Annotated in this window: 21 protein-coding genes; 15 read left to right on the top strand and 6 right to left on the bottom strand. The window is 61.1% G+C overall.

Annotation, left to right across the window (positions count from 1 at the left end):
- Positions 1 to 49: 49 nt before the first annotated feature.
- Entirely contained in the window at positions 50 to 1,615 is a 1,566-nt protein-coding gene (locus PSH69_RS16555; RefSeq protein WP_305409109.1) for a carbohydrate porin, read from the top strand.
- Between the two features lie 120 nt (positions 1,616 to 1,735).
- On the opposite strand, the gene PSH69_RS16550 is transcribed toward PSH69_RS16555, so the two are convergent.
- The gene (locus tag PSH69_RS16550; protein ID WP_305409108.1) at positions 1,736 to 3,622 is read right to left on the bottom strand and encodes a sigma-54-dependent Fis family transcriptional regulator; all 1,887 of its coding nucleotides are present in this window, start codon (positions 3,620 to 3,622) and stop codon (positions 1,736 to 1,738) included.
- Between the two features lie 347 nt (positions 3,623 to 3,969).
- Here PSH69_RS16550 and PSH69_RS16545 point away from each other — a divergent pair, with 347 nt between their 5' ends.
- From PSH69_RS16545 to otnI, 10 genes are all read left to right on the top strand, one after another.
- Positions 3,970 to 5,028 (top strand): ATP-NAD kinase family protein, encoded by a 1,059-nt coding sequence (locus PSH69_RS16545; RefSeq protein ID WP_305409107.1) that lies wholly within the window; start codon positions 3,970 to 3,972, stop codon positions 5,026 to 5,028.
- Positions 5,029 to 5,061: 33 nt separating this feature from the next.
- Positions 5,062 to 6,039, top strand: coding sequence for a thiamine pyrophosphate-dependent dehydrogenase E1 component subunit alpha (locus tag PSH69_RS16540; RefSeq protein ID WP_018928914.1), 978 nt, complete (start codon positions 5,062 to 5,064; stop codon positions 6,037 to 6,039).
- Positions 6,040 to 6,072: 33 nt separating this feature from the next.
- A complete protein-coding gene (locus PSH69_RS16535; protein WP_018928915.1) occupies positions 6,073 to 7,092 on the top strand; it encodes an alpha-ketoacid dehydrogenase subunit beta in 1,020 nt (339 codons plus the stop codon).
- Positions 7,089 to 8,201 carry an acetoin dehydrogenase dihydrolipoyllysine-residue acetyltransferase subunit gene (locus PSH69_RS16530; protein ID WP_111453172.1) on the top strand — a complete coding sequence of 371 codons (1,113 nt, stop codon included), beginning with the start codon at positions 7,089 to 7,091 and terminating at the stop codon, positions 8,199 to 8,201. Before PSH69_RS16535 ends, PSH69_RS16530 begins: the two co-directional genes overlap by 4 nt.
- Positions 8,202 to 8,295: 94 nt before the next feature.
- Positions 8,296 to 9,360 (top strand): 2,3-butanediol dehydrogenase, encoded by a 1,065-nt coding sequence (locus PSH69_RS16525; protein WP_305412839.1) that lies wholly within the window; start codon positions 8,296 to 8,298, stop codon positions 9,358 to 9,360.
- Positions 9,361 to 9,814: 454 nt separating this feature from the next.
- Positions 9,815 to 10,720: an L-threonate dehydrogenase gene (ltnD, locus tag PSH69_RS16520; protein WP_018928932.1), complete on the top strand. Its 906-nt coding sequence runs from the start codon at positions 9,815 to 9,817 to the stop codon at positions 10,718 to 10,720.
- 10 nt (positions 10,721 to 10,730) lie between these two features.
- A complete protein-coding gene (gene otnK, locus PSH69_RS16515; protein ID WP_305409106.1) occupies positions 10,731 to 12,029 on the top strand; it encodes a 3-oxo-tetronate kinase in 1,299 nt (432 codons plus the stop codon).
- Entirely contained in the window at positions 12,026 to 12,664 is a 639-nt protein-coding gene (locus PSH69_RS16510; protein ID WP_007941469.1) for an aldolase, read from the top strand. The genes otnK and PSH69_RS16510 overlap by 4 nt, the downstream gene beginning before the upstream one ends.
- 204 nt (positions 12,665 to 12,868) lie before the next feature.
- Positions 12,869 to 14,329, top strand: a complete 1,461-nt coding sequence (locus PSH69_RS16505; protein WP_305409105.1) for an SLC13 family permease — start codon at positions 12,869 to 12,871, stop codon at positions 14,327 to 14,329.
- 21 nt (positions 14,330 to 14,350) lie between these two features.
- Positions 14,351 to 15,133, top strand: a complete 783-nt coding sequence (gene otnI / locus PSH69_RS16500) for a 2-oxo-tetronate isomerase (protein ID WP_305409104.1) — start codon at positions 14,351 to 14,353, stop codon at positions 15,131 to 15,133.
- A gap of 4 nt (positions 15,134 to 15,137) precedes the next feature.
- Here the strand turns inward: otnI and PSH69_RS16495 are convergent, their stop codons facing one another.
- From PSH69_RS16495 to PSH69_RS30280, 3 genes are all read right to left on the bottom strand, one after another.
- A complete protein-coding gene (locus PSH69_RS16495) occupies positions 15,138 to 15,956 on the bottom strand; it encodes a DeoR/GlpR family DNA-binding transcription regulator (protein ID WP_018928936.1) in 819 nt (272 codons plus the stop codon).
- A 111-nt stretch (positions 15,957 to 16,067) separates the two neighbouring features.
- The gene (locus PSH69_RS16490; protein ID WP_370695263.1) at positions 16,068 to 16,625 is read right to left on the bottom strand and encodes a hypothetical protein; all 558 of its coding nucleotides are present in this window, start codon (positions 16,623 to 16,625) and stop codon (positions 16,068 to 16,070) included.
- An 86-nt stretch (positions 16,626 to 16,711) separates the two neighbouring features.
- The gene (locus PSH69_RS30280) at positions 16,712 to 17,278 is read right to left on the bottom strand and encodes a methyl-accepting chemotaxis protein (protein WP_370695262.1); all 567 of its coding nucleotides are present in this window, start codon (positions 17,276 to 17,278) and stop codon (positions 16,712 to 16,714) included.
- 1,349 nt (positions 17,279 to 18,627) lie between these two features.
- On the opposite strand from PSH69_RS30280, the gene PSH69_RS16480 reads away from it, so the two are divergent.
- From PSH69_RS16480 to PSH69_RS16465, 4 genes are read left to right on the top strand one after another with little or no spacing between them, the layout of a single operon-like run.
- On the top strand, positions 18,628 to 19,485 hold the full coding sequence (locus tag PSH69_RS16480; protein WP_305409101.1) for a sugar phosphate isomerase/epimerase: 858 nt from the start codon (positions 18,628 to 18,630) through the stop codon (positions 19,483 to 19,485).
- Positions 19,478 to 20,527, top strand: a complete 1,050-nt coding sequence (locus tag PSH69_RS16475; RefSeq protein ID WP_305409100.1) for an isopenicillin N synthase family oxygenase — start codon at positions 19,478 to 19,480, stop codon at positions 20,525 to 20,527. Before PSH69_RS16480 ends, PSH69_RS16475 begins: the two co-directional genes overlap by 8 nt.
- 26 nt (positions 20,528 to 20,553) lie before the next feature.
- On the top strand, positions 20,554 to 21,351 hold the full coding sequence (locus PSH69_RS16470; RefSeq protein ID WP_305409099.1) for a transporter substrate-binding domain-containing protein: 798 nt from the start codon (positions 20,554 to 20,556) through the stop codon (positions 21,349 to 21,351).
- Between the two features lie 49 nt (positions 21,352 to 21,400).
- Positions 21,401 to 22,936 carry an amino acid ABC transporter permease/ATP-binding protein gene (locus PSH69_RS16465; protein WP_305409098.1) on the top strand — a complete coding sequence of 512 codons (1,536 nt, stop codon included), beginning with the start codon at positions 21,401 to 21,403 and terminating at the stop codon, positions 22,934 to 22,936.
- A 29-nt stretch (positions 22,937 to 22,965) separates the two neighbouring features.
- Here PSH69_RS16465 and PSH69_RS16460 read toward each other — a convergent pair whose 3' ends face one another.
- Positions 22,966 to 23,730, bottom strand: a complete 765-nt coding sequence (locus tag PSH69_RS16460; protein ID WP_305409097.1) for an ABC transporter substrate-binding protein — start codon at positions 23,728 to 23,730, stop codon at positions 22,966 to 22,968.
- 262 nt (positions 23,731 to 23,992) lie between these two features.
- Positions 23,993 to 24,970, bottom strand: coding sequence for a helix-turn-helix domain-containing protein (locus tag PSH69_RS16455; RefSeq protein ID WP_305409096.1), 978 nt, complete (start codon positions 24,968 to 24,970; stop codon positions 23,993 to 23,995).
- Positions 24,971 to 24,987 lie beyond the last annotated feature (17 nt).

The raw sequence follows: 24,987 nt of genomic DNA, 5'->3' as shown, positions 1-24,987 counted from the left end.
AAAAGACCGGTCGCAGGACAAAACAATAAAAACAAAACAGGAAATTCCTATGCAGAAAGCATCAAGCTGGCTACTCGCAGGCGTGCTCGGCACCTCGGTGGCCACCTCTCAGGCCGCGACTCTGGAAGAACGCATGGCCGCGTTTGAAGCCCGTGCCAGCGCCGCGGAAAAGCGTGCAGCTGCCGCCGAACAGCAAACCCAGGCACTCGCCAGGGAACTGCAGCAGCTCAAACAGTCCACTCCCGCCTTGCAGCCTGTTGCGTCCACTGCGACCGCCACTGCGGCGCCCAGTTTGGATACTCGGTTGGCAAAACTCGAAGCTCGTCAGCAAAGCCTGGAGAAGGAGGGCAGTACCGGACACCTCACCGACGGGTTCAGCTTCAAGGGCTACGCCCGCTCCGGATTGCTGATCAACGATGGCCTGGGGGGCGGGCGGGGCGGTCCTTATACGACGCCTGCCGGTTCAGTCGGTGGTGCAGTCGGGCGACTGGGTAATGAAGACGATACTTACATGCGTATAGACCTGTCGAAAGAAGCCTATGCGCAGAACGGCACCCATTCCAAATTCACGGTTTCCATCGCCGATGGAGTGGAAAGCTCCAATGACTGGACGGCCGCCGAAAGTAACCTGAACGTGCGCCAGGTATTTACGGAACTCGATCATCTCGCCGCATTCAAGGGCAATTCGACGTTCGAGAACGCCACCCTGTGGGCAGGCAAGCGATTCGACAGGGACAACTTCGATATCCATTGGCTGGACTCGGACGTCATCTTTCTGGCCGGCACCGGGGGTGGTATCTACGACGTGCAGATGAACAAGAACTGGCGCTCGAATTACTCGTTGATCGGGCGTAACTACGGGGATTTCAGTGAGGGCGGTGTCAATGCCGATGTGGAAAGCTACATCCTCACCTCCAACCAGTTCTTCGATAATGGTCAGTGGCAGTGGATGTTCAATGGTATTGGTTCAAAGAAAAACGACTTTAGCACTCGCACCAATGAAGCGGGCCTGAAGCCTGCGGACTCCGGCTTGCACAGCATGGTGGCCAACCACCAGAAAAACTTTTTCGGCAGGGAAGGCTTCTTCAAGACTGCGCTGCTCTACGGGCAAGGGTTGGGGGCCGAGGTCAAGAACATTGGCTCGGACGGCGAACTGATCGAAGACGCCCGTGCGCTGCGCCTGGCGCTGTACGGCGAGACACCGATTGCACCCCACTGGCGCATCGGTCCAAGTCTGCTGGCCGAACAAAGCAAGGATCGCTACGTCAAGGGAGACGACTACCGCTGGATGACCCTGAACATGCGGTTGGCTAATGAAATCAACAGCAATTTCGAGATGGCCTACGAAATGAGCTGGCAAACCATGAACCTCGACCCCAAGGGCTACCTGCAACGTAATGCGGTGGACGGCAACTTCTGGAAATTCACCATCGCCCCGACCTTCAAACCCGACGTTGGAGACCTGCTCACACGCCCCGAGTTGCGCGTATTCGCCAGCTTCATGAACTGGTCTTCGGACCTGGACCGATACAGCTCCACAGACAACTTCGGCAAGACCGACTTCAACGCCGGCGGTGTGTGGCAATACGGGATACAGATGGAAACCTGGTTTTAATAGCCGGGGCTTACTCCCACATTTACTCGATGCCGTTCACCGATACTGTGATCGATGCAAGTCCATTGTGCTGTCCGGTGGCCAACGCTCATTGAGCGGGGCCGCCGGATGAAATCGTGGTCAGCCCCTGCCAGGCATGTCGATGCCATGTTGATGCACCCGTCGATACAGCGTTGCCCGGGAGATGCCCAAAGCCTTGGCCGCGAGGGTGGGTTTCCAGCGATGACGCACGAGGGCATCGATGAGTGCCTCGCGTTCCGGACTGGCGCAGCGTTCCAGGGTGTCAGCTGAAGCCGAATCATTGAGTCGACGGCCGGGCAGATGCTCAGGCAAGTCACTCAACAGAATCAAGTCGGTCTCGCACACCGCGCAGGCGTAACGCAGCACGTGCCGCAGTTCGCGCACATTACCCGGCCAGCGATAGCCGAGCAGGCATTCCAGTGCGGCGCTTCCCAGTTGCATCGCCATTGCGCAGGCCGATGATTCTTCTTCGAGTATCCGGTTGATCAATGCCAGTCGATCACTGCGTTCGCGCAACGGCGGCAATTGGAATCGCGCACCACTGAGGCGGAAGTACAGGTCCTCGCGAAACTCGCCAGAGGCGACCAGGGCCTCCAGATCGCGGTGGCTCGCGCAGACCACCTGAATGTCTATCGCCTTGCTTCTTGACGCTCCCAGGGGCGCCACTTCGCCCTCGGCTAAAACCCGCAGTAGGCGGGTTTGCAGGGTCAGGGGCATATCGCCGATTTCATCGAGAAACAGGGTGCCGCCATCGGCCTGTTCCAGCAGACCTTGCATGCCTTTATTCGAAGCACCAGTGAAGGCACCGGCTGCATAACCAAACAGCTCGCTTTCGATCAGGTTTTCGGGAATCGCTGCGCAGTTCACCGCAATAAAAGGTCGATCACGGCGCAGACTGGCCTGGTGCAGCTGGCGGGCGAAGACTTCTTTGCCGGAACCGGTTTCGCCGTGGATCAGCACCGGCAGATTACGGTCTTTGACCCGAACCGCAAGGCGCAATCTTTCTTCCAGTCGCGGGTCGAGTTCGGCGGGTGACAGTACCCGACGAGCCGGGCTGCGTTTCACTTGCCGTGGCGCGCTGAGTCGCCCATGCAAGACATGGCGGCCACCCCGGCAGTGAAACAGGCAGAGCGATTCGTCCTTGGCGCGATGCAATAACTGCTGATCGAACACTTGGCCGATGTGGTCCGGCAGTTGACCAAAACGTTGCGACAGCCATTGCCGCGCCGCGGGGTTGAGTGCCTGCAGCTGTCCGTCGTCGTTCCAGGCGAGCAGGTAGTCGGGCTGGCTGTCGACGTAGCCTGGGCTGTTGTGGGCCCGCAGCACCCAGTAACCCTGGGCACTGTTCATGAAAAACGCTTGTTCTATTTCCCGTGCGCTCTGCACCACCAGTTGCCGGATCAGATGCTGCGAACGACGGTCGTCCGGCGAACGCACCGCAGACACATCGAGCACCCCGAGCAGTTCCCCCCGAGGGTCGAAGACCGGAGCGGCGGAGCAGGTGAGTCCGATAAAAGCCGCGCGGAAGTGATCCCGCTTGTGCACTGTGACCGGTGTTCGTGCGGTCAGCACCGCGGCCACCCCGCAGGTGCCTTCCTCGCCCTCTGACCAGCAGGTGCCCAGGTACAGGCCTGCTTTGCGGCAATCATTACGGATGGAGGTTTCCACGCGATAGTCGATGGTCTGGCCCTGTGCGTCGGTGAGCAACACGCAGTAGTCGGCATCGCGCACGCGACCGTGGAGCCGGGCGACTTCTTCGCTGGCGATGCGCAGGAACAGTTCTGAGCGTTCTCGACACTCTTGCAGCACGTTCTGGGACAGGATCCGCGGCCCTTGTAATGAGCCAGGGTCCAAGTGGTGTTGCTCCATGGAGCGGCGCCATGAATCCAGGATCAAGTCCGGCACCGGCAGTTGCGGCAGGTGTGCTGCATTCTTCAAAACACGGCTGACGCAATCCACATGCGCCTTCGAGTGTGCGGAAAGCATTTAAGGCCTCCGGTTCGATCTTCTTTTAGTTGTGCGGGCTATTAAGCGCCGTTCACGGACGGTCGACAAGCATCGGTTCACCCCACTGCGAAGCTGAGACGCGACGTCTCAAGGTCTGACCTCTAACCCGTGCAGGCTGACATGGGACGTCTCAATCGAGCGGGATCCCATCACTTGGAAATGTAGTCAAAACCGCTCTGGATCGGGCTTTTCGGCGATCTTTTGCGATTCTGGCACCGGCCTTGCTCTAACCCTGGCAACCAGCACGACTGGCAACCCGATAATAACAAGAGGTGCCCTATGTCCTCCTGCCGAGGCTTTTACTCTGCCGTACCCGTGGTGGCGACATGAGTCGCTTGCCCCTGACCGTCGGCATCATTGCCAATCCGGCGTCCGGCCGGGACGTAAGGCGCCTGACGGCGAATGCCGGGCTGTTTTCCAGCACTGACAAGGTCTCGGTGATCCAACGGCTGCTGGCGGCTTTTGGCGCCACCGGTGTCGAGCGCGTGCTGATGCCCACCGACATGACCGGCATCGCGGCGGCGGTGAAGAAGAACAGTCATGGCCGCCAGGCGCGTGACAGCCACTGGCCAACCCTGGAGTTCCTGGAACTGACCTTGCGCCAGAGCGTGGCGGACACTCGCCAGGCCGCGCGCTGGATGGCTGAACGCGGCGTGTCGCTGATTGCCGTGCTCGGCGGTGACGGCACCCACAAAGCGGTGGCTGCCGAAGTCGGCGACATTCCATTGCTGACCCTGTCGACGGGGACCAACAATGCCTTCCCGGAACTGCGTGAGGCCACCAGCGCCGGGCTGGCCGGCGGGCTATTCGCCAGCGGCCGGATCCCACCCGAAATTGCCTTGCGTCGCAATAAACGCCTGCTGGTGCGGATTCCGCGCCGCGACCTGTGCGAAGTGGCGCTGGTGGACGTGGCGGTGTCCTCGCTGCCCTTTATCGGCGCCCGTGCAATCAGCCGTGGGGTCGATCTGGCGGAGGTGTTCGTCACCTTCGCCGAACCTCAGTCCATTGGCATATCGGCCCTCTGCGGCTTGTGGTTTCCGGTATCGCGCCAAGCCTCCACCGGTGCGTGGATGCGCCTTGATCCGCAATCGTCCGAAGCCTTGCTGGTGCCCCTGGCACCCGGCCTGTTGCAAGGCTGCGGCGTGCTCGCGGCCGGCAGCCTTGAACCCGGTGTTGCCCATCGCCTGTGCCTGAGCAGCGGCACCCTGGCCCTGGATGGCGAACGGGAAATCGAATTCAACGCCGATGACTTGCCCACCGTGACCCTCGATGCCGGCGGCCCGCTGAGTATCGATGTCAATGCGGCACTGGCCTATGCCGCGCAAGAGCGGCTGCTGGCCATCGGTCGTGAACACCCGCAACACCCTTTGAACCTTGCACTTTGAAACTTGAGCCTCAAGACACCCTGGAGAATAAAAATGTCGACACAGCTGACTGCTGATCAATTGCTGCATGCCTATCGGGTGATGCGCACCATCCGCGTCTTTGAAGAGCGCCTGCACGTGGAGTTCGCCACCGGCGAGATTCCCGGTTTCGTCCATCTTTATGCCGGTGAAGAGGCCTCGGCCGCCGGTGTCATGGCTCACCTGAGGGATGACGACTGCATCGCCTCCAACCACCGTGGCCACGGTCATTGCATCGCCAAGGGCGTTGATGTGCACGGGATGATGGCCGAAATCTACGGTAAGAAAACCGGAGTCTGTCAGGGCAAGGGCGGCTCCATGCACATCGCCGATTTCGAGAAAGGCATGCTCGGTGCCAATGGCATCGTCGGTGCCGGTGCACCGCTGGTGGTAGGGGCGGCCCTGGCCGCCAGGCTCAAGGGAACCGATGGCGTCGCCGTGGCGTTTTTCGGCGACGGCGGTTCCAACGAAGGCGCCGTGTTCGAAGCGATGAACATGGCCTCGGTGTGGAACTTGCCGTGCCTGTTCATTGCCGAGAACAACGGTTACGCCGAGGCCACGGCGTCCAACTGGTCAGTGGCCTGCGATCACATCGCCGACCGCGCAGCCGGTTTCGGCATGCCTGGGGTCACCGTCGACGGCTTCGATTTTTTCGCCGTTCACGAAGCCGCCGGTGCCGCGGTGGCGCGCGCCCGAGCCGGTGAAGGACCGTCGTTGATCGAGGTCAAGTTGACCCGCTACTACGGTCACTTTGAAGGCGACGCCCAGACCTATCGGGCACCGGACGAGGTCAAGTATTTCCGCGAACACAACGACTGCTTGATGCAGTTTCGCGAGCGCACCACCCGGACCGGTTTGATCGATGCCAGCCAGTTGGACCAGATCGATGGCGAAGTGGACCTGTTGATCGAAAATGCCGTGCGCAAGGCCAAGTCCGACCCAAAGCCAAGCGCCGCCGACCTGCTCACCGACGTCTACGTTTCCTATCCCTGAACGCCCCCTATAACAAGAATCGAGACCTTTATCATGGCGAGAAAAATCAGTTATCAGCAGGCAATCAACGAAGCCCTGGCCCAGGAAATGCGTCGCGACCCCAGCGTGTTCATCATGGGGGAAGACGTCGCCGGCGGTGCCGGTGCTCCCGGTGAAAACGACGCCTGGGGCGGGGTATTGGGCGTGACCAAGGGCCTCTACCACCAATTTCCCGGCCGCGTGCTGGACACACCGCTGTCGGAGTTGGGTTATGTCGGTGCCGCGGTAGGCGCAGCGACCTGCGGCGTGCGCCCGGTGTGTGAGTTGATGTTCGTCGACTTCGCCGGTTGCTGCCTGGACCAGATCCTCAATCAGGCGGCCAAGTTTCGCTACATGTTCGGGGGCAAGGCTTCCACCCCGTTGGTGATTCGCACGATGGTCGGCGCGGGCCTGCGGGCCGCCGCCCAACACTCGCAAATGCTCACGTCGCTGTGGACCCACATCCCCGGCCTGAAAGTCGTCTGCCCGTCGTCACCTTATGACGCCAAGGGCCTATTGATCCAGGCCATCCGCGACAACGATCCGGTGATCTTTTGCGAACACAAACTGCTCTACAGCATGCAGGGCGAGGTGCCGGAAGAGCTCTATACCATCCCGTTCGGCGAGGCCAACTTCCTTCGCGACGGCAAGGACGTGACCCTGGTCTCCTATGGGCGCACGGTCAATACGGCAATGGATGCGGCCCGCAGCCTGGCAGGGCGGGGTATTGACTGCGAGGTCATCGACCTGCGCACCACCAGCCCGCTGGACGAAGACAGCATTCTGGAAAGCGTGGAAAAGACCGGGCGCCTGGTGGTGATCGACGAAGCCAACCCGCGCTGTTCCATGGCCACCGACATCTCGGCCCTGGTGGCGCAAAAAGCGTTCGCCTCGCTCAAGGCGCCCATCGAGATGGTCACCGCGCCGCACACACCGGTGCCGTTCTCCGACTCTCTGGAAGACCTCTATATCCCCGACGCGGCGAAGATCGAAAACGCCGTGCTCAAGCTGATCGAGTGGAGCAAGCGTTCATGAGCCAGATCCATACCCTGACCATGCCCAAGTGGGGCTTGTCCATGACCGAAGGCCGGGTCGATGTCTGGCTCAAGGAGGAGGGCCAGGCGATCGCCAAGGGCGATGAAGTGCTCGACGTAGAAACCGACAAAATTTCCAGCAGTGTCGAAGCGCCGTTTTCCGGTGTGCTGCGCCGGCAGATCGCGCGCCAGGATGAAACCCTCGCGGTCGGTGCATTGCTCGGCATCGTGGTCGACGGCGAAGCCAGCGAGGCCGAGATCGATGCGGTGATCGAGCAGTTCCAGGCCGCGTTCGTGCCAGGTGACGGTGCCGAGGAAGACAGTGGGCCGAAGCCGCAGAAGGTCGAACTGGACGGGCGACTGATCCGTTACTTCGAGCGCGGCGAAGGCGGGGTGCCGTTGGTGCTGGTGCACGGGTTCGGCGGTGACCTGAATAACTGGATGTTCAATCATGAAGCATTGGCCGCCGGGCGCCGGGTGATTGCTCTGGATCTGCCGGGCCATGGCGAGTCGGGCAAACAGTTGGAGCACGGAACTCTGGATGAGTTGAGCGGGGTGCTGCTGGCTCTGCTCGATCATCTGGATGTTCCCGTGGCGCATCTGGTGGGGCATTCCATGGGCGGGGCGGTGTCGCTGAACACGGCGCGCCTGGCTCCCCAGCGGGTGCGTTCCCTGAGCTTGATCGGCAGCGCCGGCCTGGGTGCGGAAATCAACGGCGATTACCTGCAAGGTTTTGTCGAGGCAGCCAGCCGCAATGCCCTCAAGCCACAATTGGTGAAACTGTTCTCCGACCCCGAACTGGTCAATCGGCAGATGCTCGAAGACATGCTCAAGTACAAGCGTCTGGAAGGGGTGGATGCGGCCCTGCGCCTGCTGGTTGCGGGGCTGTTCAAAGAAGGGCGGCAACAACTCGATCTTCGCGGCGTGGTGCAAGAAAACCGGCAACCGGTGTTGCTGATCTGGGGCAGTGACGACGCGATCATTCCTGCGACCCACAGCGCTGGCCTGGCTGCTCAGGTCGAAATCCTGCCGGGTCAGGCGCACATGGTGCAGATGGAAGCGGCCGAGCAGGTCAATCGGCTGATTCTGGACTTTGTCCAACAACACTGATGCCTCCCTTGGCGGCCGGCCATTTGCCGGGCGCCAAGGCCAACGATTTCAAGGAGATTCCAACATGAGCCTTCCAATTGATCCGACCCGCAGCATGCGTGCCGCTGTCTGGCATGGTCGTCACGATATCCGCGTCGAAGATGTGCCGTTGCCCGTCTCGCCACCGGCGGGCTGGGTGCAGATTCGCGTGCAATGGTGCGGTATTTGCGGCTCCGACTTGCATGAATACGTGGCCGGGCCAGTGTTCATTCCGGTGGATGCGCCGCACCCGCTGACCGGCATCAAGGGGCAGTGCATTCTCGGTCATGAGTTCTGTGGCGAGATCGTCGAAATCGGCGCCGGGGTCCAGGGGTTCAGTGTGGGCGAACCGGTGGCAGCCGATGCCTGTCAGCACTGTGGCACTTGTTATTACTGCACCCATGGGCTGTACAACATTTGCGAGAACCTGGCGTTCACCGGGCTGATGAACAATGGCGCGTTCGCCGAGTTGGTCAACGTACCGGCCAACCTGCTTTACAAGTTGCCGGCCAACTTTCCCGCCGAAGCCGGGGCGCTGATCGAACCGCTGGCAGTGGGCATGCACGCAGTGAAAAAGGCCGGGAGTTTGCTGGGGAAAAATGTGGTGGTGGTTGGCGCGGGAACCATCGGCCTGTGCACCATCATGTGCGCCAAGGCGGCTGGCGCGGCCCAGGTCATTGCTCTGGAAATGTCGGGAGCGCGCAAGGCCAAGGCCCAGGAGGTGGGGGCGAGCCATGTGCTGGACCCTAATGAGTGTGATGCGTTGGCTGAGGTGCGGCGGCTGACCGGCGGGCTGGGGGCGGATGTCAGTTTCGAATGCATCGGCAACAAACACACCGCCAAGCTCGCCATCGACCTCATCCGCAAGGCGGGCACGTGTGTATTGGTGGGCATCTTCGAGGAGCCCAGCGAGTTCAATTTCTTCGAGCTGGTCGCCACCGAAAAACAGCTGCTGGGTGCACTCGCCTATAACGGGGAGTTTGCAGATGTGATCGCCTTTATCGCCGACGGCCGGCTGGACATCACGCCGCTGATAACCGGGCGCATTCAGCTGGAACAGATCGTCGGGCAGGGCTTTGAGCAATTGGTTAACAACAAGGAGCACAACGTGAAAATCATCGTATCACCCGCTCGAATCTGAGGCGTCTGCAAGAGAGCGATTGATGATGGCCCAGCCTGCATAAAACCACTTAAGTGAACCCCTTGCTTTGATTTCCGTGGATTTCATCGCAAGGATCGCTTCATGAAATAAGAAACATTCAAGGTAAACATCCCGGCCAACGCGGCTGCTTGCGAGCAGCTGCGTCGGCTATCTGGATTGCAATCTGACTTTTTTCACCTGCGTAAATTCGACAGAGCATGCGTCGCGACGATGGATGTTCTTGGGTCTATGTTAAAAAATGTTATTTTAAAAAAATACTTCACATAATCTGTTCATTGGTGGATTATCTGCTCAACCAGTGTCAAGCAGCTCGTAGCTGCCATTGTGTTGGGCGATCCGCTGGCCATGCCGCGGGTGCTCATCTCTACATCGCGGCCCGCCGCCTGCGCTTTGTCGGCGTGGAACAGGCCGTTGCTTCCCTCAGGAGTACCCCATGAATAACAAGAATGTCGGTGTTGTCGGTCTGGGCGCGATGGGGTTGGGCATTGCCCGCTCACTGTTGCGCAGTGGTTTCAATGTGCATGCCTGTGATGTGCGTGCGCAGGTGACTGAACAGTTTGCTGGGGAGGGCGGTGTGGCGTGCTCTTCGCCCGCGCAAATGGCCGCGGCGTGCGACGTGATCATTACCGTGGTGGTGAACGCCGAGCAGACCGAAACCGTATTGTTTGGCGAGGGTGGTGCCGTCGCTGCGTTGCGCCCTGGCAGCCTGGTGATCGGTTGCGCCACCGTGGCCCCGACCTACGCTGTCGACCTGGGTCAGCGCCTGACCGCCCAGGGCTTGCTGTATCTGGACGCCCCGATCTCCGGTGGCGCAGCCAAGGCGGCTGCCGGTGAAATGACCATGATGACGTCCGGCCCGGCCGACGCTTACGCCAAGGCCGAAGCCGTCCTGGCAGGCATGGCCGGCAAGGTCTATCGCCTGGGCGACAGCCATGGCCTGGGCTCCAAGGTCAAGATCATCAACCAGCTGCTCGCCGGGGTGCACATCGCTGCCTCTGCCGAAGCCATGGCGCTGGGCCTGCGTGAAGGGGTCGATGCCGACGCGCTTTATGAAGTGATCACCCACAGCGCCGGCAATTCCTGGATGTTCGAAAACCGCGTGCCGCACATTCTCAAGGCTGACTACACGCCGTTGTCCGCAGTGGATATTTTCGTCAAGGACCTGGGCCTGGTACTGGATACCGCACGGGCCAGCAAATTCCCGCTGCCGCTGTCGGCCACTGCCCACCAGATGTTCATGCAGGCTTCCAGTGCCGGCTTCGGGCGTGAGGATGATTCTGCGGTGATCAAGATTTTCCCCGGCATCGAGTTGCCGACTGCCAAGACCGAGCCGGTTTGAGGAACGCACCATGAGCACAACCCCTGCACGCCCATTGCTGGGCTGCATCGCCGACGATTTCACCGGTGCCACGGACCTGGCCAACATGCTGGTGCGCGGCGGTATGCGCACCGTGCAAAGCATCGGCATTCCGAGCAGCGAAGTGGCGGCCGGGCTCGATGCCGATGCGATCGTCATCGCCCTCAAGTCACGCACCATTCCAGTCGCCGAAGCGGTCGAGCAGTCCCTCGCCGCGCTGGCCTGGCTGCGTGACCAAGGCTGCGAGCAGATTTTCTTCAAGTACTGCTCGACGTTCGATTCCACCGCGGCCGGCAATATCGGCCAGGTCAGCGAAGCACTGCTGGCGGCGCTGGGCAGCGATTTCACCCTGGCCTGCCCAGCGTTCCCGGAGAATGGCCGGACAATCTTTCGCGGTCACTTGTTCGTGCAGGATCAACTGCTCAGCGAGTCGGGTATGCAGCATCACCCGCTGACGCCGATGACCGATGCCAACCTGGTGCGGGTGCTGCAATCGCAGACCCGTCTGAACGTCGGCCTGTTGCGCTACGACACCATTGCCCAAGGCGCCGAAAAGGTACGCGGACGCATCGCCGAACTGCGGGCTCAAGGTGTCGGCATGGCGGTTGCCGATGCCTTGTCGGACCAGGATCTGTACACCCTCGGCACCGCCTGTGCCGACTTGCCGTTGCTGACTGGTGGTTCGGGGCTGGCCCTGGGCTTGCCGGAAAACTTCCGTCGCGCCGGTAAATTGCGCGACCTCGATGCCTCGAAACTCCCGGCGGTGGCCGGCGGTGAAGTGGTGTTGGCCGGCAGCGCTTCGATCGCCACCAATGGCCAGGTCGCGGCCTGGCTCGAAGCCGGTCGACCCGCGTTGCGGATCGATCCTTTGGCCCTGGCGGCTGGCGAACCAGTGGTTGCCCAAGCCCTGGCCTTCGCCAAGGGCAATGCACAAACGGTATTGATCTACGCCACTAGCGCACCGGACGAGGTCAAGGCAGTGCAACAGCAGCTCGGCGTCGAGCAGGCCGGCAGTCTAGTGGAAAACGCATTTGGCGAAATTGCCCAAGGCTTGCGTCAAAGCGGCGTGCGGCGCTTCGTGATCGCCGGCGGTGAAACTTCGGGCGCGGTGGTTCAGGCGCTGGGTGTGCAACTGCTGCAGATCGGCGCGCAGATCGATCCGGGTGTGCCGGCAACCGTCAGCAGCACCGATGAGCCTCTGGCGCTGGCGCTCAAATCGGGCAACTTCGGTGGTCGGGATTTCTTCAGCAAAGCGCTGAAGCAACTGGCCCAGACCGGAGGTGCGCAATGAGTAATGAAAACGCCCTGCGCGAAGAAATCTGCGACGTAGGCCGCAGCCTGTATGAGCGCGGTTACACCGTCGGCAGCGCCGGCAATATCAGCGCACGGCTGGATGACGGCTGGCTGATCACGCCGACTGACGTGTGCCTGGGCCGCCTCGACCCGGCAACCATCGCCAAAGTCAATCTGGCTGGCGAGTGGGTGTCCGGTGACAAGCCTTCGAAGACCCTGGCGTTGCATCGCCAGGTCTACGACCGCAACCCGAGTGTCGGTGGCGTGGTGCATACCCATTCCACTCATCTGGTGGCGTTGACCCTGGCGGGAGTCTGGCAGCCGAATGACATCCTGCCGCCACTGACGCCGTATCAGGTGATGAAAGTCGGGCATATCCCGTTGATCAGCTACCAGCGTCCCGGCTCGCCAAAGGTTGCCGAACAGGTCGCACAACTGGCCAACAGCGTTCGCGGCGTGATGCTCGAACGGCTGGGGCCGGTGGTCTGGGAGAGTTCGGTGTCCAGAGCCAGTTACGCCCTGGAAGAACTCGAAGAAACCGCGCGGCTGTGGCTGATGAGCAATCCCAAGCCTGAACCGCTCGATCAGGCAGCGCTGGACGAGCTGCGAGCGGCCTTCGGCGTGCACTGGTAGTGCGCTGAAGTGTTTTAAAACGATAGAACACGAAAGACCGATAAAGCAGGCCTTGTTCGGGAGACGTGCAGCGACTCCCACGACCCCGGCTTGCCTGAAAAATACAATAACAAGAGGACATCCAGGCATGACTCACCTTCACTGCGGCATTTTCAGACCCGGTTGCAGCACCCTTGTGTTCACCCGGCGCGGAGGGCTTGTGAAATGAGCCCGTTAATCTTGATGGTTACCGCGGGGCTAGGGATCGCTCTGTTGTTGTTTCTGGTGCTCAAGTACAAGTTCCAGCCTTTCGTGGCGTTGATGCTGGTGAGCATTCTGGTGGCGCTGGTGGCCGGGGTGAAACCGGCCGACCTGGTCGCCACCATCGAAGGCGGCATGGGCAAGACCCTGGGCCATATCGCGATCATCATCGCCCTGGGCGCGATGATCGGACGGATCATCGAACTCTCCGGCGGTGCCGAGGCGCTGGCCAAGACGCTGATCAACCGTTTCGGCAATCGACGCACGCCGCTGGCGCTGACGATTGCCGGGTTCATGGTCGGGGTGCCGGTGTTCTTCGAGGTCGGCGTGATCATCCTGATGCCGTTGGCCTATGGCGTCGCCCGCAGTGCGCGCAAGCCGCTGTTGGTGTTTGCGCTGCCGATGTGTGCGGCGTTGCTGACCGTACACGCCTTCCTGCCGCCACACCCGGGTGCGGTGGCCGCTGCCAGTCAGTTGGGTGCCGACCTTGGCCGGGTGCTGATGTTCGGTCTGCCGATCACCGCGTTCCTCTGCTATGTCGGTTACCGCGTGGCCGGGCGCATGACCCGTCGGGTGTACCCGATGACCGACGATATCCGTGCCGAAGTCTATGGCCCGCATGTCACCAACGAAGATTTGGTCGCTTGGGCCAATGGCAACGGCAAGAGCGCTGAACGAGCAGCCGTGGCCGCGTCGCACATGGGCCTGGAGGAAGCCACCAGCACTATCGTTTCCAAGTTGCCGCCTGCACCCGCGCCGGGTTTTGGCATGATCGTCAGCCTGATCGCGTTACCGATCATTCTGATTCTGCTGGGGACGCTGTCCAACTCGTTGCTGCCGGCCGACTCGGTCCTGCGCGGTATCATGACTGTGCTCGGTGCGCCATTGGTGGCGCTGCTGATCGACACCTTGCTGTGTGCCTGGTTGCTGGGTTCGCGTCGGGGCTGGAGCCGTACTCAGGTGTCTGACGTGATCGGTTCGGCCTTGCCTGGCGTGGCCATGGTGATTCTGATTGCCGGTGCCGGCGGTGTGTTCGGCAAGGTGTTGGTGGACACCGGCATCGGCGCCGTCGTCTCCGATTTGCTGCGCACCACCGGTCTGCCGGTGCTCGCGCTGGGCTTTCTGCTGACCATGCTGCTGCGTGCGGTCCAGGGTTCGACCACGGTGGCGTTGGTGACCACTGCCGGCATCATCAGCCCGCTGATCGCGACCCTCAACCTCACCGCGAACCACATGGCGCTGCTGTGCCTGGCCATGGGCGGTGGCGGGTTGGCCATGTCCCATATCAACGACGCCGGTTACTGGATCTTCACCAAGCTGTCCGGGTTGAACGTGGCCGACGGCCTGCGTACCTGGACTGTGCTGACCACCTTGCTCGGCACGCTGGGTTTCGGTATTACCTTGCTGATCTGGCCGTTTGTCTAACCTTCTATCCAAGGAGCTACCATGCCTCGTTTTGCTGCCAACCTCAGCATGCTCTACCCGGAACATGAGTTTCTGGATCGCTTCGCCGCCGCGGCCGCCGATGGTTTTGAAGCGGTGGAATACTTGTTCCCCTACGACTACAGCGCCCAGGAACTCAAACAACGCCTGAGCGACAACGGCATGGTACAGGCGCTGTTCAACGCACCGCCCGGCGATTGGGCGGCAGGCGAGCGGGGCACGGTGTCGTTGCCGGGGCGGGAGAGTGAATTTCGCAGCGGTTTCGATCGCGCACTGGAATACGCCGCGGTGCTGGGCAACTCGCGCATCCATGTGATGGCCGGGTTGCTGCCGTCGGAAAGCGATCGTCCACGGCATCACGGCGTGTACCTGGAGAACCTCGCATACGCCACCGCGCAGGCCGCCAAGGTCGGCGTCACGGTGCTGCTGGAACCGATCAACACACGCGACATGCCGGGCTTTTTCCTCAATCGCCAGGATCAGGCCCAGGCCATCTGCAAGGAAGTGGGCGCCGGTAACCTGAAGGTTCAGTTCGACTGCTACCACTGCCAGATCGTCGAAGGTGACCTGGCGACTAAACTGCGTCGGGACTTCGCCGGTATCGGCCATATCCAGATCGCCGGCGTACCGGATCGACATGAGCCGGACCTGGGCGAAGTCAACTATCCCTACCTGTTCGAGTTGATCGACCAGTTGGGTTATGACGGCTGGGTAGGGTGCGAATACCGGCCCCGTGGCAACACGTCGGCCGGTTTGCAGTGGTTGCGTGACTGGAAGGCGCGCTAACGCCTTACAGGTTGTTATCGGAAGGCAACAGCAGCTCGACACCCTGCTTGCGGATGCTATCGGCCGCGGCAGGGGTGAGTGCGTCGTCGCTGAGGATGATGTCGAACTGCTCGAGCCCGGCGATCCGGTACATGCTGAACGTGCCGTACTTCGAACTGCTGGCCACCAGCACCACTTGCGACGCCGATTGCATCGCGACTTGCTTGACCTCCACCTTCAGCGCCGAAGGCGTGGTGAGGCCGCGACGCAAATCCCAGGAGCTGGTGGAAATGAAAGCGATATCGGTGACGATCTGGCGCAAGGTGGCCACCGCCAGACCGCCCACGCACGATTGATTCGAATGATCCAGTTGCCCGCCGGTGTGAATCACCGTGACATGGGGCGCATCGATCAGCGCCTGGACAATCCCGAAGTCGTTGGTCACCACGGTCATTCCCGACAGCGCCTTGATGTACGGGACGATTTCCAGTGTGCTGGTCCCCGCATCCAGATAAACCGTCATATCGGCATGCAGTAGCCGCGCGGCCAGCTTGGCCATCGCCTGCTTCTGCGGCAACTCGACCACCGCCTTGAACTGATGACTGGGCTCGCTGTGGAGCTGGCTGGCAATTCGCACGCCGCCAGTGACCGAGTAAGCACGGCCTTCCTGTTCAAGCAGCGCGATATCGCGGCGGATGGTCATGTGCGAGCAGTCGAACATTTCCATCAGTTGATGAACGCTCAGCACCTGATGCTTGCGCAATTGGCGCAGCATCAATTCACGGCGCTGTTCAGGAATCATCGGTGCGCCGCTTTCGGCGGCGATGTCCTTTTGACTAGGCATTCGGGCTCCAGAGTGAAGAAATCCGCCGACAAGGAAAGCGGTGCAAACATAGTAGCGAATCTACGGTAAAGGAACGAGCTGTTGCGGATCTCTGTTCTGGTGACGGCAGCCTCAATCCAGATCCCGGCGGATAGCGTCCAGGCGTTCGTCGAGCAATGGGGTGAGGAGGGCGTAGCACTGCGCCGGGGTGATGGACACGGTGGTTGTCCCGATCAGGCAGCGTTGCAGTTGTTCGAGCGCAGTGTGCAGCGAATGGGGAGCGTGCTTGAGCAAGCGTTCGTGCAGGTACTGCAATTGAATCAGCATCTCCAACGGGCAACTTCGATGCGCGGCGGCGCGTACCGACAGCCCGCGCAGTCGTCCCAGCTCTTCAAGCTCCCAGCAGCGCGCGGCGATGCTCGGGCGCGCCAGGCTGAGCGCACAGCGTTGCAGTTCGAGGTGCTGGATGGCGCCGAGCAGGTCTTGCAGCAATCGGCAATGGCCATCGAAATCCGCCGGGTCGCGGCGTAATGCGCTCCAGGCCTGGCACTGTGCGGGATACGGCCACTCCCTCCAGCGTTGGTCGAGCGCGTGCCCCAATGCCTGGCAACGTTGTTGCGCCTCGCGGGTGACTTGTCCGCCGAGACCGCGATGTTGCTGTAGACCTTGCAGCAGGTCGAGACCGAGCAACAGCGCCTGCCTTAGTCCGGTGTCACCCTGCGGCAGACGGACTTGGCGGGATGGCCCATCGTCGAATGCTGTGGCGAATGCTGGATTCATGGGCGGCTTCCGGCGGTGAGCTGGTTGAGATAACGGGTCAGGTCGTGCAGCGCATTGGTTTGCGTGCTCTGTTCCTGCACCGCGCCATTGACCTGTTGCAACTGTTCGCTGAGGGCATGATTGGCTAGCTGATGCTCGCTGAGCGCCTGTTGCATGGCGCCGAGCTGTTGCAGATTGCTCTGGCTATGTTGCGCCAGGTCGTCGAGGTTGGCGGCGAGCTGCTCGCTCTGTTCACTCCCGGCGGCCAGCAGATCGCGGTGTTCCTTGACCTCGCCATCCACCTGGCGCACGGCCATGGCGATCGCTGTCGCGGCGCTGGTGATTTCATGGGTCGCCCGGTCGGTGGCCTGGGCCAGGCTGCGGACCTCATCGGCGACCACGGCGAAACCGCGCCCGTGCTCGCCGGCACGGGCCGCCTCGATGGAGGCATTGAGCGCCAGCAACTGGGTCTGTTTGGCCAATGCCTGAATGCTGTTGACCGTGCTTTCCACGGCGGTCGTGCGCTGCAGCAACGCTTCCACGGCGTGTGCGGTATTGCCCAGGCGTTGTTGAATGGCGCGCATGCTGTCACCCACTGAGCGCGCCTCCAGGCAACCGGTTTCGCTCTGGGCATGGGCGTTGGCGAAGGCTGCCAGCGCGCCCTTGGCCAAGGCATCGATGCTGTGCAGGGTCTGGTCGATCTGTTCGCTGGCGGCGGCGATCATCGCGATACGTTGGCTCTGTTCCGCTCCTTGGTCGCGGGCCTGTTGGGCCATCTGCTCCAGGGCACGGCTGGCGAACTGTACTTCGCTGCGCAAGCGTTCGTTGTTGCGCAGTTGCAGGCTGGCGGCCACCAGCAGCGTCGCGGGTTCGGCATCCTGGGAGCTGCGCAGCAGTTGTGCCAGTTCCGTGTCCCAGAATGTCTGCAGCTGGCGTTGATGACGCTCGCGAAGCTGCCAGGCGCATCCCAGGTACAGCACGCCAGGTATCAGGGCCAATGCGCTTGCGGGCTGTTCGGCCAGTGCGAGACCACAGGCGCCGAGGGCTAAACCGAGCGGTAGCCAGAAGCCGATCCTGCTGCGTTCGAGCAGGGCTCTGCCAGGTTCGAACAAGGCTTTGGCGAATGATGTGCCGGCCGGGTGCGATGTGCCGCCATCGCTGCGCAGATGAACGATGGCGTGACCCGGTGGGTGCATTCCTTGAGCGGACATGAGGATTTCCTTCTGATGCCGGGATGAAAGCAAAAACGGCGCACGCTCTCCTGCCGCAATGTGCAGGGGAGCGGACGCCGTTGTCCGAGATGTTTGCCAAACCATCGGTGTTGATGGCTCAAGCTTGAGCAGAGCCTAAGCAAGTTGTTTGCCAGCCTTTGTGCTCGACAACGGATCAGCCTGTCACCCCGCGGTGGAAGGAGAATTGCATCTGATGGCTACAGGGCTGTGAAGGCCGCACAGGCGAGCAACGCACCAGTCGCGGGAATGGCAGAGCCGCCGTGCTCTGTTCTGGTTCGTGCCCATCCGCACCGGGCGCGCGCTTGGTAGCAGCTGTCGAGCCTGCGAGGCTGCGTTCGGCTGCGAAGCAGTCGTGAATCCGGCTGATGCGGTCTACCTGACACACCGCGAGTTCTGGTTTTACGACTGCTGCGCAGCCGAACGCAGCCTCGCGAGCTCGACAGCTGCTACAGCGAGCGCAGGCTCGACAGCTGCTACGGATCGCATTGCGGCTTACACAACGCGAGAAAATCCGGCATCGTTAGTTCATGAATTTCTGAACTAACTATTTGCTGCAGCCTATTCAATCGCTTGTCGCCCTAGCCTTAGGATTCGTCACACGGGACCGCAGCCATCAGAGCAGCGGCCCGCAGCAACTTCTTTCGACTGCCCAGTAACGCCAGCCCAGACAGCGGGCGGCCTAACGCAGCCGAGAGGAATGCATGAAGCTAGAAATTTTCCGCACGTTATGGGGCTATACCGCCAGCAAGGCACAGGCCCTGGATGAGCTGCTCGCCGCTGGCTTCGATGGCCTCGAAGCACGCCTGCCATTGCAGGCCGATGAGCGTGGCGAGTTCGGCGCTTTCCTGCGCAGTAATCAAGTTCCCTACATCTGCACACTGTTCAGTGCCTACGATGTATTGCCCGACCAGAACGCCACGCCCACCCAGCACTTGGCCGACATTGATCGCAAACTGGGCTGGGCCTCGGAGCTGACCCCACGTTTCGTCAATCTGCTGGCAGGCAACGACCGCTGGCCGCAGGCATTGCAGGTCGAATTTTTCGGCCAGGCCATGGAACTGGCCGCCAGGCATGGCGTGTTCTGCAGTTTCGAGACGCATCGCGCCCGTTCCCTTTACAGCCCTTGGGTGACCCTGGAGCTGATCCGCCAACTGCCGGGCCTGCGTTTCACCAGTGACATCAGCCACTGGGTGGTGTGCTGTGAGCGACTGCTGGACGATCCGGCCGACGATCTTTCGGCCTTCGTCGCACGCGTGCATCACATCCAGGCTCGGGTCGGCTACGACCAAGGCCCGCAAGTCCCTCATCCCGCCGCCCCGGAATATGCCCGTGAATTGGCGTTTCATCAGCGCCACTGGGAGGCCGTCTGGACCGCTCAGCGCGAACGTGGCTACCCGGTCAGCACCTTGACCCCGGAGTTCGGTGCCGACGGTTATCTGCATCACTTGCCCTTCACCAACATGCCGGTGGCCGACCTCTGGACCTTGAACCAGTGGATGGCCCGGACCGAGCGCGAACACTTCGACCGTTTCACCCGTGAAGGAGCCCGCCATGCGTAACACCTCGCCAACCCAAGCCAACTTCAACAGCATTCCGGTGGTGAACATCGCCGGGCTCTTCAGCATCGAACTGGAGCACCGCCTGGCCGTGGCCGAGCAACTGGGCCGCGCCGCCAGCGATGTGGGCTTTCTGTACATCACCGGGCACGGCATCGATCCGGCGCTGATCGAGGGCTTGCGCCAGGCGGCCAGGGATTATTTTGCGCAACCGCTGGACGCCAAGATGCGCCACTACATCGGCGCCTCGGAAAGCCACAAGGGCTTCGTGCCCGAAGGCGAGGAGGTCTATTCAAAGGGCAAGCCGGATCACAAAGAAGCGTTCGATATCGGCTTCGAAGTGCCAGCGGATGACCCGCTGTTCCTCAACCGTACACCGCTGCTGGGGCCGAACCACTGGCCCGACGTGCCGGGTTTCCAGAGCGCGGTACAGAACTACTATCAGGCGGTGTTCGCGTTAGGCCGCCGGCTGTTCGATGGCTTCGCCCTGGCCCTGGGGCTGGAGGAGGGCTACTTCGACGCGCTGGTGACTCGCCCACCCTCCAAATTGCGGCTGATCCATTACCCCTTTGACGCCGATGTCGTCGATGCACCGGGCATCGGCGCGCATACCGACTACGAGTGCTTCACCATCCTGCACGCCGATCAACCGGGGCTGGAGGTGCTCAATGATCAGGGGCAGTGGATCGACGCACCGCCACTACCCGACGCGTTCGTGGTGAACATCGGCGACATGCTGGAAGTCATGACCGCAGGTGCTTTTGTCGCCACTGCCCACCGGGTGCGCAAGGTTGCCCAGGAGCGCTACAGCTTCCCGCTGTTCTACGCCTGCGACTATCACACGCTGATCAAGCCGCTGCCGGCCTTCGCCAGCGATACCCGTGAATACGAGGCGCTGGCGATTGGCGAGCACATGTGGAGCCAGGCCTTGCAGACCTACCAGTACCTGCGCAAACGCGTGGAGAGCGGCGAGCTTGAGTTGCCGTCCCGGGCCCGAAAACCATCGAGTTTCGGCCATCTGAAGAACACCACCTCTCATTCCTAAAAAAACAACCCACGGAGCTTCCCACCATGAAAAGCCACAACGCCCTGACCAAACTGAGCCTGCTCGCCGCCGGCCTGTTCTGCGCCAGCACCGCCTTCGCCAGCACCGCGACCCCCGGTGTGTTGAAGGTCGGTATGGAAATCACCTACCCACCGTTCGAGTCCTACGACGCTGACAAGAATGTGGTCGGTTCCGATCCTGAGTTGGCCCACTCCCTGGCCAAGGCGATGAGCGTCAAGGCCAATTTCGTCGACACCAAGTTTCCCAATCTGATCAACGGCCTCAACGCCGGGCATTACGACGCGATCATTTCCGGCATGTACATCACCCCCGAGCGCCAGCTCCAGGCCCGCACCATCGCCTACGCCAATACCGGCGCCGCGATCATGGTGCCCAAGGGCAGTGAGTTGAGCCCGCAGGTTCCCGAGGACTTGTGCGGCCTGAAGATCGGCCTGGAGCAGGGCACTACCTGGGTCGCCAAGTTCAACCAGTTGTCCAGCGACTACTGCGTTCCCAACAACAAAGGTGCGATCACCGTCAACGAATACCCCTCGGCCCCCGAAGTGACGCAGGCGCTGCTGTCGAAGAACATCCAGGCCCAGGTGGAAATCGCCGGTGCCGCACACATGATCGCCCAACGCACCAACGGGCGGGTCGTGGTCAGTTCGCAGAAGCTGGTTTACCCGCAGACCTTGGGCATCTACGTGAAAAAAGATGCCGACGCTACCTATCAGGCGCTGGTCAAGGCATTGGCCGACAGCAAGGCCAACGGTGAGTACGCCGCCATTCTCAAAAAGTACGACCTGGAACCGGTCTCCGAGTAATGGCTGAAGCCGCGCCCTCGGTCGAGGGCGCGGCGTGCACGAGGTGTCTATGCAATTCGACTGGTCTTACTTTATTTCGCTGTTCTCCAAGACTGACTTCTGGGCGGCGAGCCTGACCGTCATCGAACTGAGCGCCCTGGCCTGGTTCCTGGGGATGTTACTGGGCTTCATCCTGGCGTCAGCCAAGCTGTCCGGCTCGCCCTGGCTGCGCCTGCCGGCGTCACTCTACATCTGGTTCTTTCGCAGCATTCCGCTGCTGGTGCTGGTGGTTTTCATCTACAACCTGCCGCAGTTGCTGCCCGGTGCCGGGCCGGTGCTGTCGGTACCGTTCTATTCCGGTCTGTTGGCGCTGGTGGTCACTGAGGCCGCCTACATGGCTGAAATTCATCGTGGCGGGCTGATCTCGGTCGCCAAGGGCCAGAAGGAAGCCGGCCGCGCCCTGGGAATCGGCCTGTTCGGTCTGCAACGGCTGATTGTGATTCCCCAGGCATTTCGTATCTCTCTGCCGACCTTGATCAACGAATACATCACGGTGGTCAAACTGACGTCGTTGATCTCGGTGATTTCATTGACCGAACTGTTGACCGTCGGCCAGCGCCTGTATGCGCAGAACTTCCTGGTGATGGAAACCCTGGCGGCAGTGGGCGTGTACTACGTGCTGATCGTCACGTTGTTCGGCTTTGCCCTGCAGCGTCTGGAACGCTACCTGGACCTCAACCTGCGGACACCGCAAACCCTCGACAGCGCCTCGACACAAGCGCTGCGTGACAGCCTGGCGCCTGTGCTATCGAGCAAGCTCAAGCCCCCATCCAAAGGCGCCGCCCCGGCCCTGCAACTGCAGGGCGTGCACAAACGCTACGGCGATCATCATGTGCTCAAGGGCATCGACCTGAAGGTGCAAAGTGGCCAGGTGATTTCGATCATCGGCCCATCCGGCTCCGGCAAGACTTCGCTGATTCGTACGGTCAATGGCCTGGAGCGCATCGATCAGGGCGAAATCCTGTTGTTCGGCGAGGGCTACATCAATGCCTGGGACAAACCGGATAGCCGCCGGATTCGTCAGGGCGTACGGCGCATCGGCATGGTGTTCCAAAGCTTCAACCTGTTCCCGCACCGCACACTGCTGGAGAACATCAGCCTCGCTCCCCGTTATCACGGTGCCAGCCGCGCACTGAGCGAACAACGCGCCTGCCAGTTACTCGACAAGGTCGGCCTGTTGGCACACGTCCACAAATATCCGCATCAACTGTCCGGCGGCCAGCAACAACGCGTGGCAATTGCCCGGGCCATGGCCATGGACCCGGATATCCTGCTGTTCGACGAACCCACCTCGGCGCTGGATCCGGAGCTGGTCGGCGAAGTACTCACGGTCATCAGCCACCTGGCCCGCGAAGGCATGACCCTGCTGATTGTCACCCACGAGATGGATTTTGCCCTGTCGATTTCCGACCGGGTGATCTTCATGGAAAACGGCCACATTCAGCTGGATGCCTCGCCACAGGCGATCCGCGAGAAACCCGAGGCTCATAGAGTGCGGCGGTTCATGGGGTTGCAGGTGCCAGAGGAGGAGGGATGCCTGCCTTGAATGGGTTTAGCCGCGTGCCCTCAGAATTCCTATGGCGACAAATAGCGCTTTTGTATGCGCGCCAGGGTGCCGTCATCGCGAAGCGTTTCAACCGCCGCGCGCAAGTCTTGCACCAGTTGGGCGGAGCACTGCTTCGAGCAAGCCAGGTAGAGGTCCGCTCGGCTCATGACAGGGCTCATGTGCAGTGTATGTTCAGACACTTTCGGCCAGATGTATCGACTCTCCGGGACACCGTTGAACCAGGCATCGATGCGACCTTTCAAGAGCATCTGCGCGGGGTTGTCGCCAATGGTCAGGGGGTGGATCTGCTCGTCGCTGAAGCCTTGTTCACGGAGGATTTCCTCCTGCGCACTGCCCAGGCCGACGCCGATCACCCGGTAGGTTTGCTTCGCTTGCTCGAAACTGTTCACTGGCCGGTCAAGGCTGAAAAAAGCGCGCTCCATGGGCATGATCGGCGCGATCCAGGTGAAGCGATCCTCACGTTCTGGTGTGCGTGACAAAGGGGCGATCAGGATGTCCTGAGTCTCGCTGACGTGTTTCTGCGATCTGGCCCAGGGAAGCACATGGACATGCGCGACATAGCCGGCGTTGGCAATGGCGGTCATTACGGCCTCGCCAACCATGCCGTGGCCTTTGGAGCCATCGACGAACGTCAGGGGTGGAGCGTCCGGGATATACAGTTCGAGCGGCAAGGGCGCGCTACTCGCGTGACAGGCAGTCAGCAGCGAGATCGACAGGCATAACCTGCAAAGCGTCTTTGTACGGGCAGTTGAGATCCGTGAACTCCCGCTCATGGTTGATCATTCAGGCATTGAAAGTAGGGGGGAGCCACAATTCACCGGTGGTATTGATCACAGGGATGATGAGTCTGTTTTTGTATTGGATTCGGCATCGACGCCGTATTTTACGCAGACTTTGTGGCGGGACACATCTACCTCCCAAGTGAATGTGTTTTGCGGGGCCAGTACCTGTTGTGCACCCGCATCACAATGGGCGAGCAGCAGGTGACGCAAGGTCAAGGGCCGGATGGCTCATGAATGGCTTGACTTACCGGCGTCAGGAGCGGGCCTGGGTATCGCGGAACAGCTTGGGCGACATGCCGAACGCCGATTTGAACTGTCTGCTGAAATGAGCACTGCTGCCATAGCCCCAGGCAAAGGCGATGTCGGTGAGTGAGCGATGGGCATGTTCCCGGCTGCGCAGATCTTCGGCGCAGCGCGACAGGCGCCGTTGCCAGATGTATTCGCTGATGCTGCAGCCGAGCTCCTCCTGAAATGCGCGGTGCAAACTGCGCACCGAGCATTGCTCGACGCTGGCGATGCGCTCGATGGTCAGGTCGCGGTCGGCCAGGTGGCGCTCGATATATGCCTTGAGGCGGTTTTGCTTGAAGAAGCGGAAATCGTGTTCGAGTTGTTTTTCTTCCTGTTTGTTCTTCAGGGCGTTATCCAGAAGCCCCACGATACTGTTGCCGATCAGTTCGGCCGAATGATTGTTGAGCAGTGGGTACTGGCTGTACGCATCACTGATCAGATGCATCAACATGCGGCCCAATCCATTGCGCCCGTTCAGGTGAACATCGCCCGCTTGCGGTGGCTGTCCGGCCGGACCCTTGAAGAGCAGGATAAAATGTTCGCAACCTTGAGTGCTGGTGACACTGAAGGGCTGGCCGCTGTCGACCAACAGCATCTCGTCAGGCGCTAATGCGCTGCTGTGCCGACCTTGTTCGAAATGACTGACGCCGGCGATCTGCAGAATCAGCATGCGCGGTGTATCGGGTGAGTCGACCGCTTTGCTCAGATGGCGTGAGTAGCGATGGGCACTGGCGGTCATGCGGCAGAAGCCGAGCTGACCCAGATCGCCATATTCCAGCCGACCTTGAAAGTTGCTGTTATGCAACGGGTCGATGAACGTCGATTCCAGACGCTTGATGTAGTCCGGCGTGCGACCCAAGTGATCGCTCATGAACTCTTTCCACTTCATCAGCCGGTCGGAGCGAACAACTTGATCGGTGGACACACAGGCTAAATGACTCATCTTTTCGCCTCTTTTCT

This window comes from Pseudomonas sp. FP1740 (assembly GCF_030687165.1).
Classification (GTDB): Bacteria; Pseudomonadota; Gammaproteobacteria; order Pseudomonadales; family Pseudomonadaceae; genus Aquipseudomonas.
This window is presented reverse-complemented; position numbering and strand designations above follow the sequence as displayed.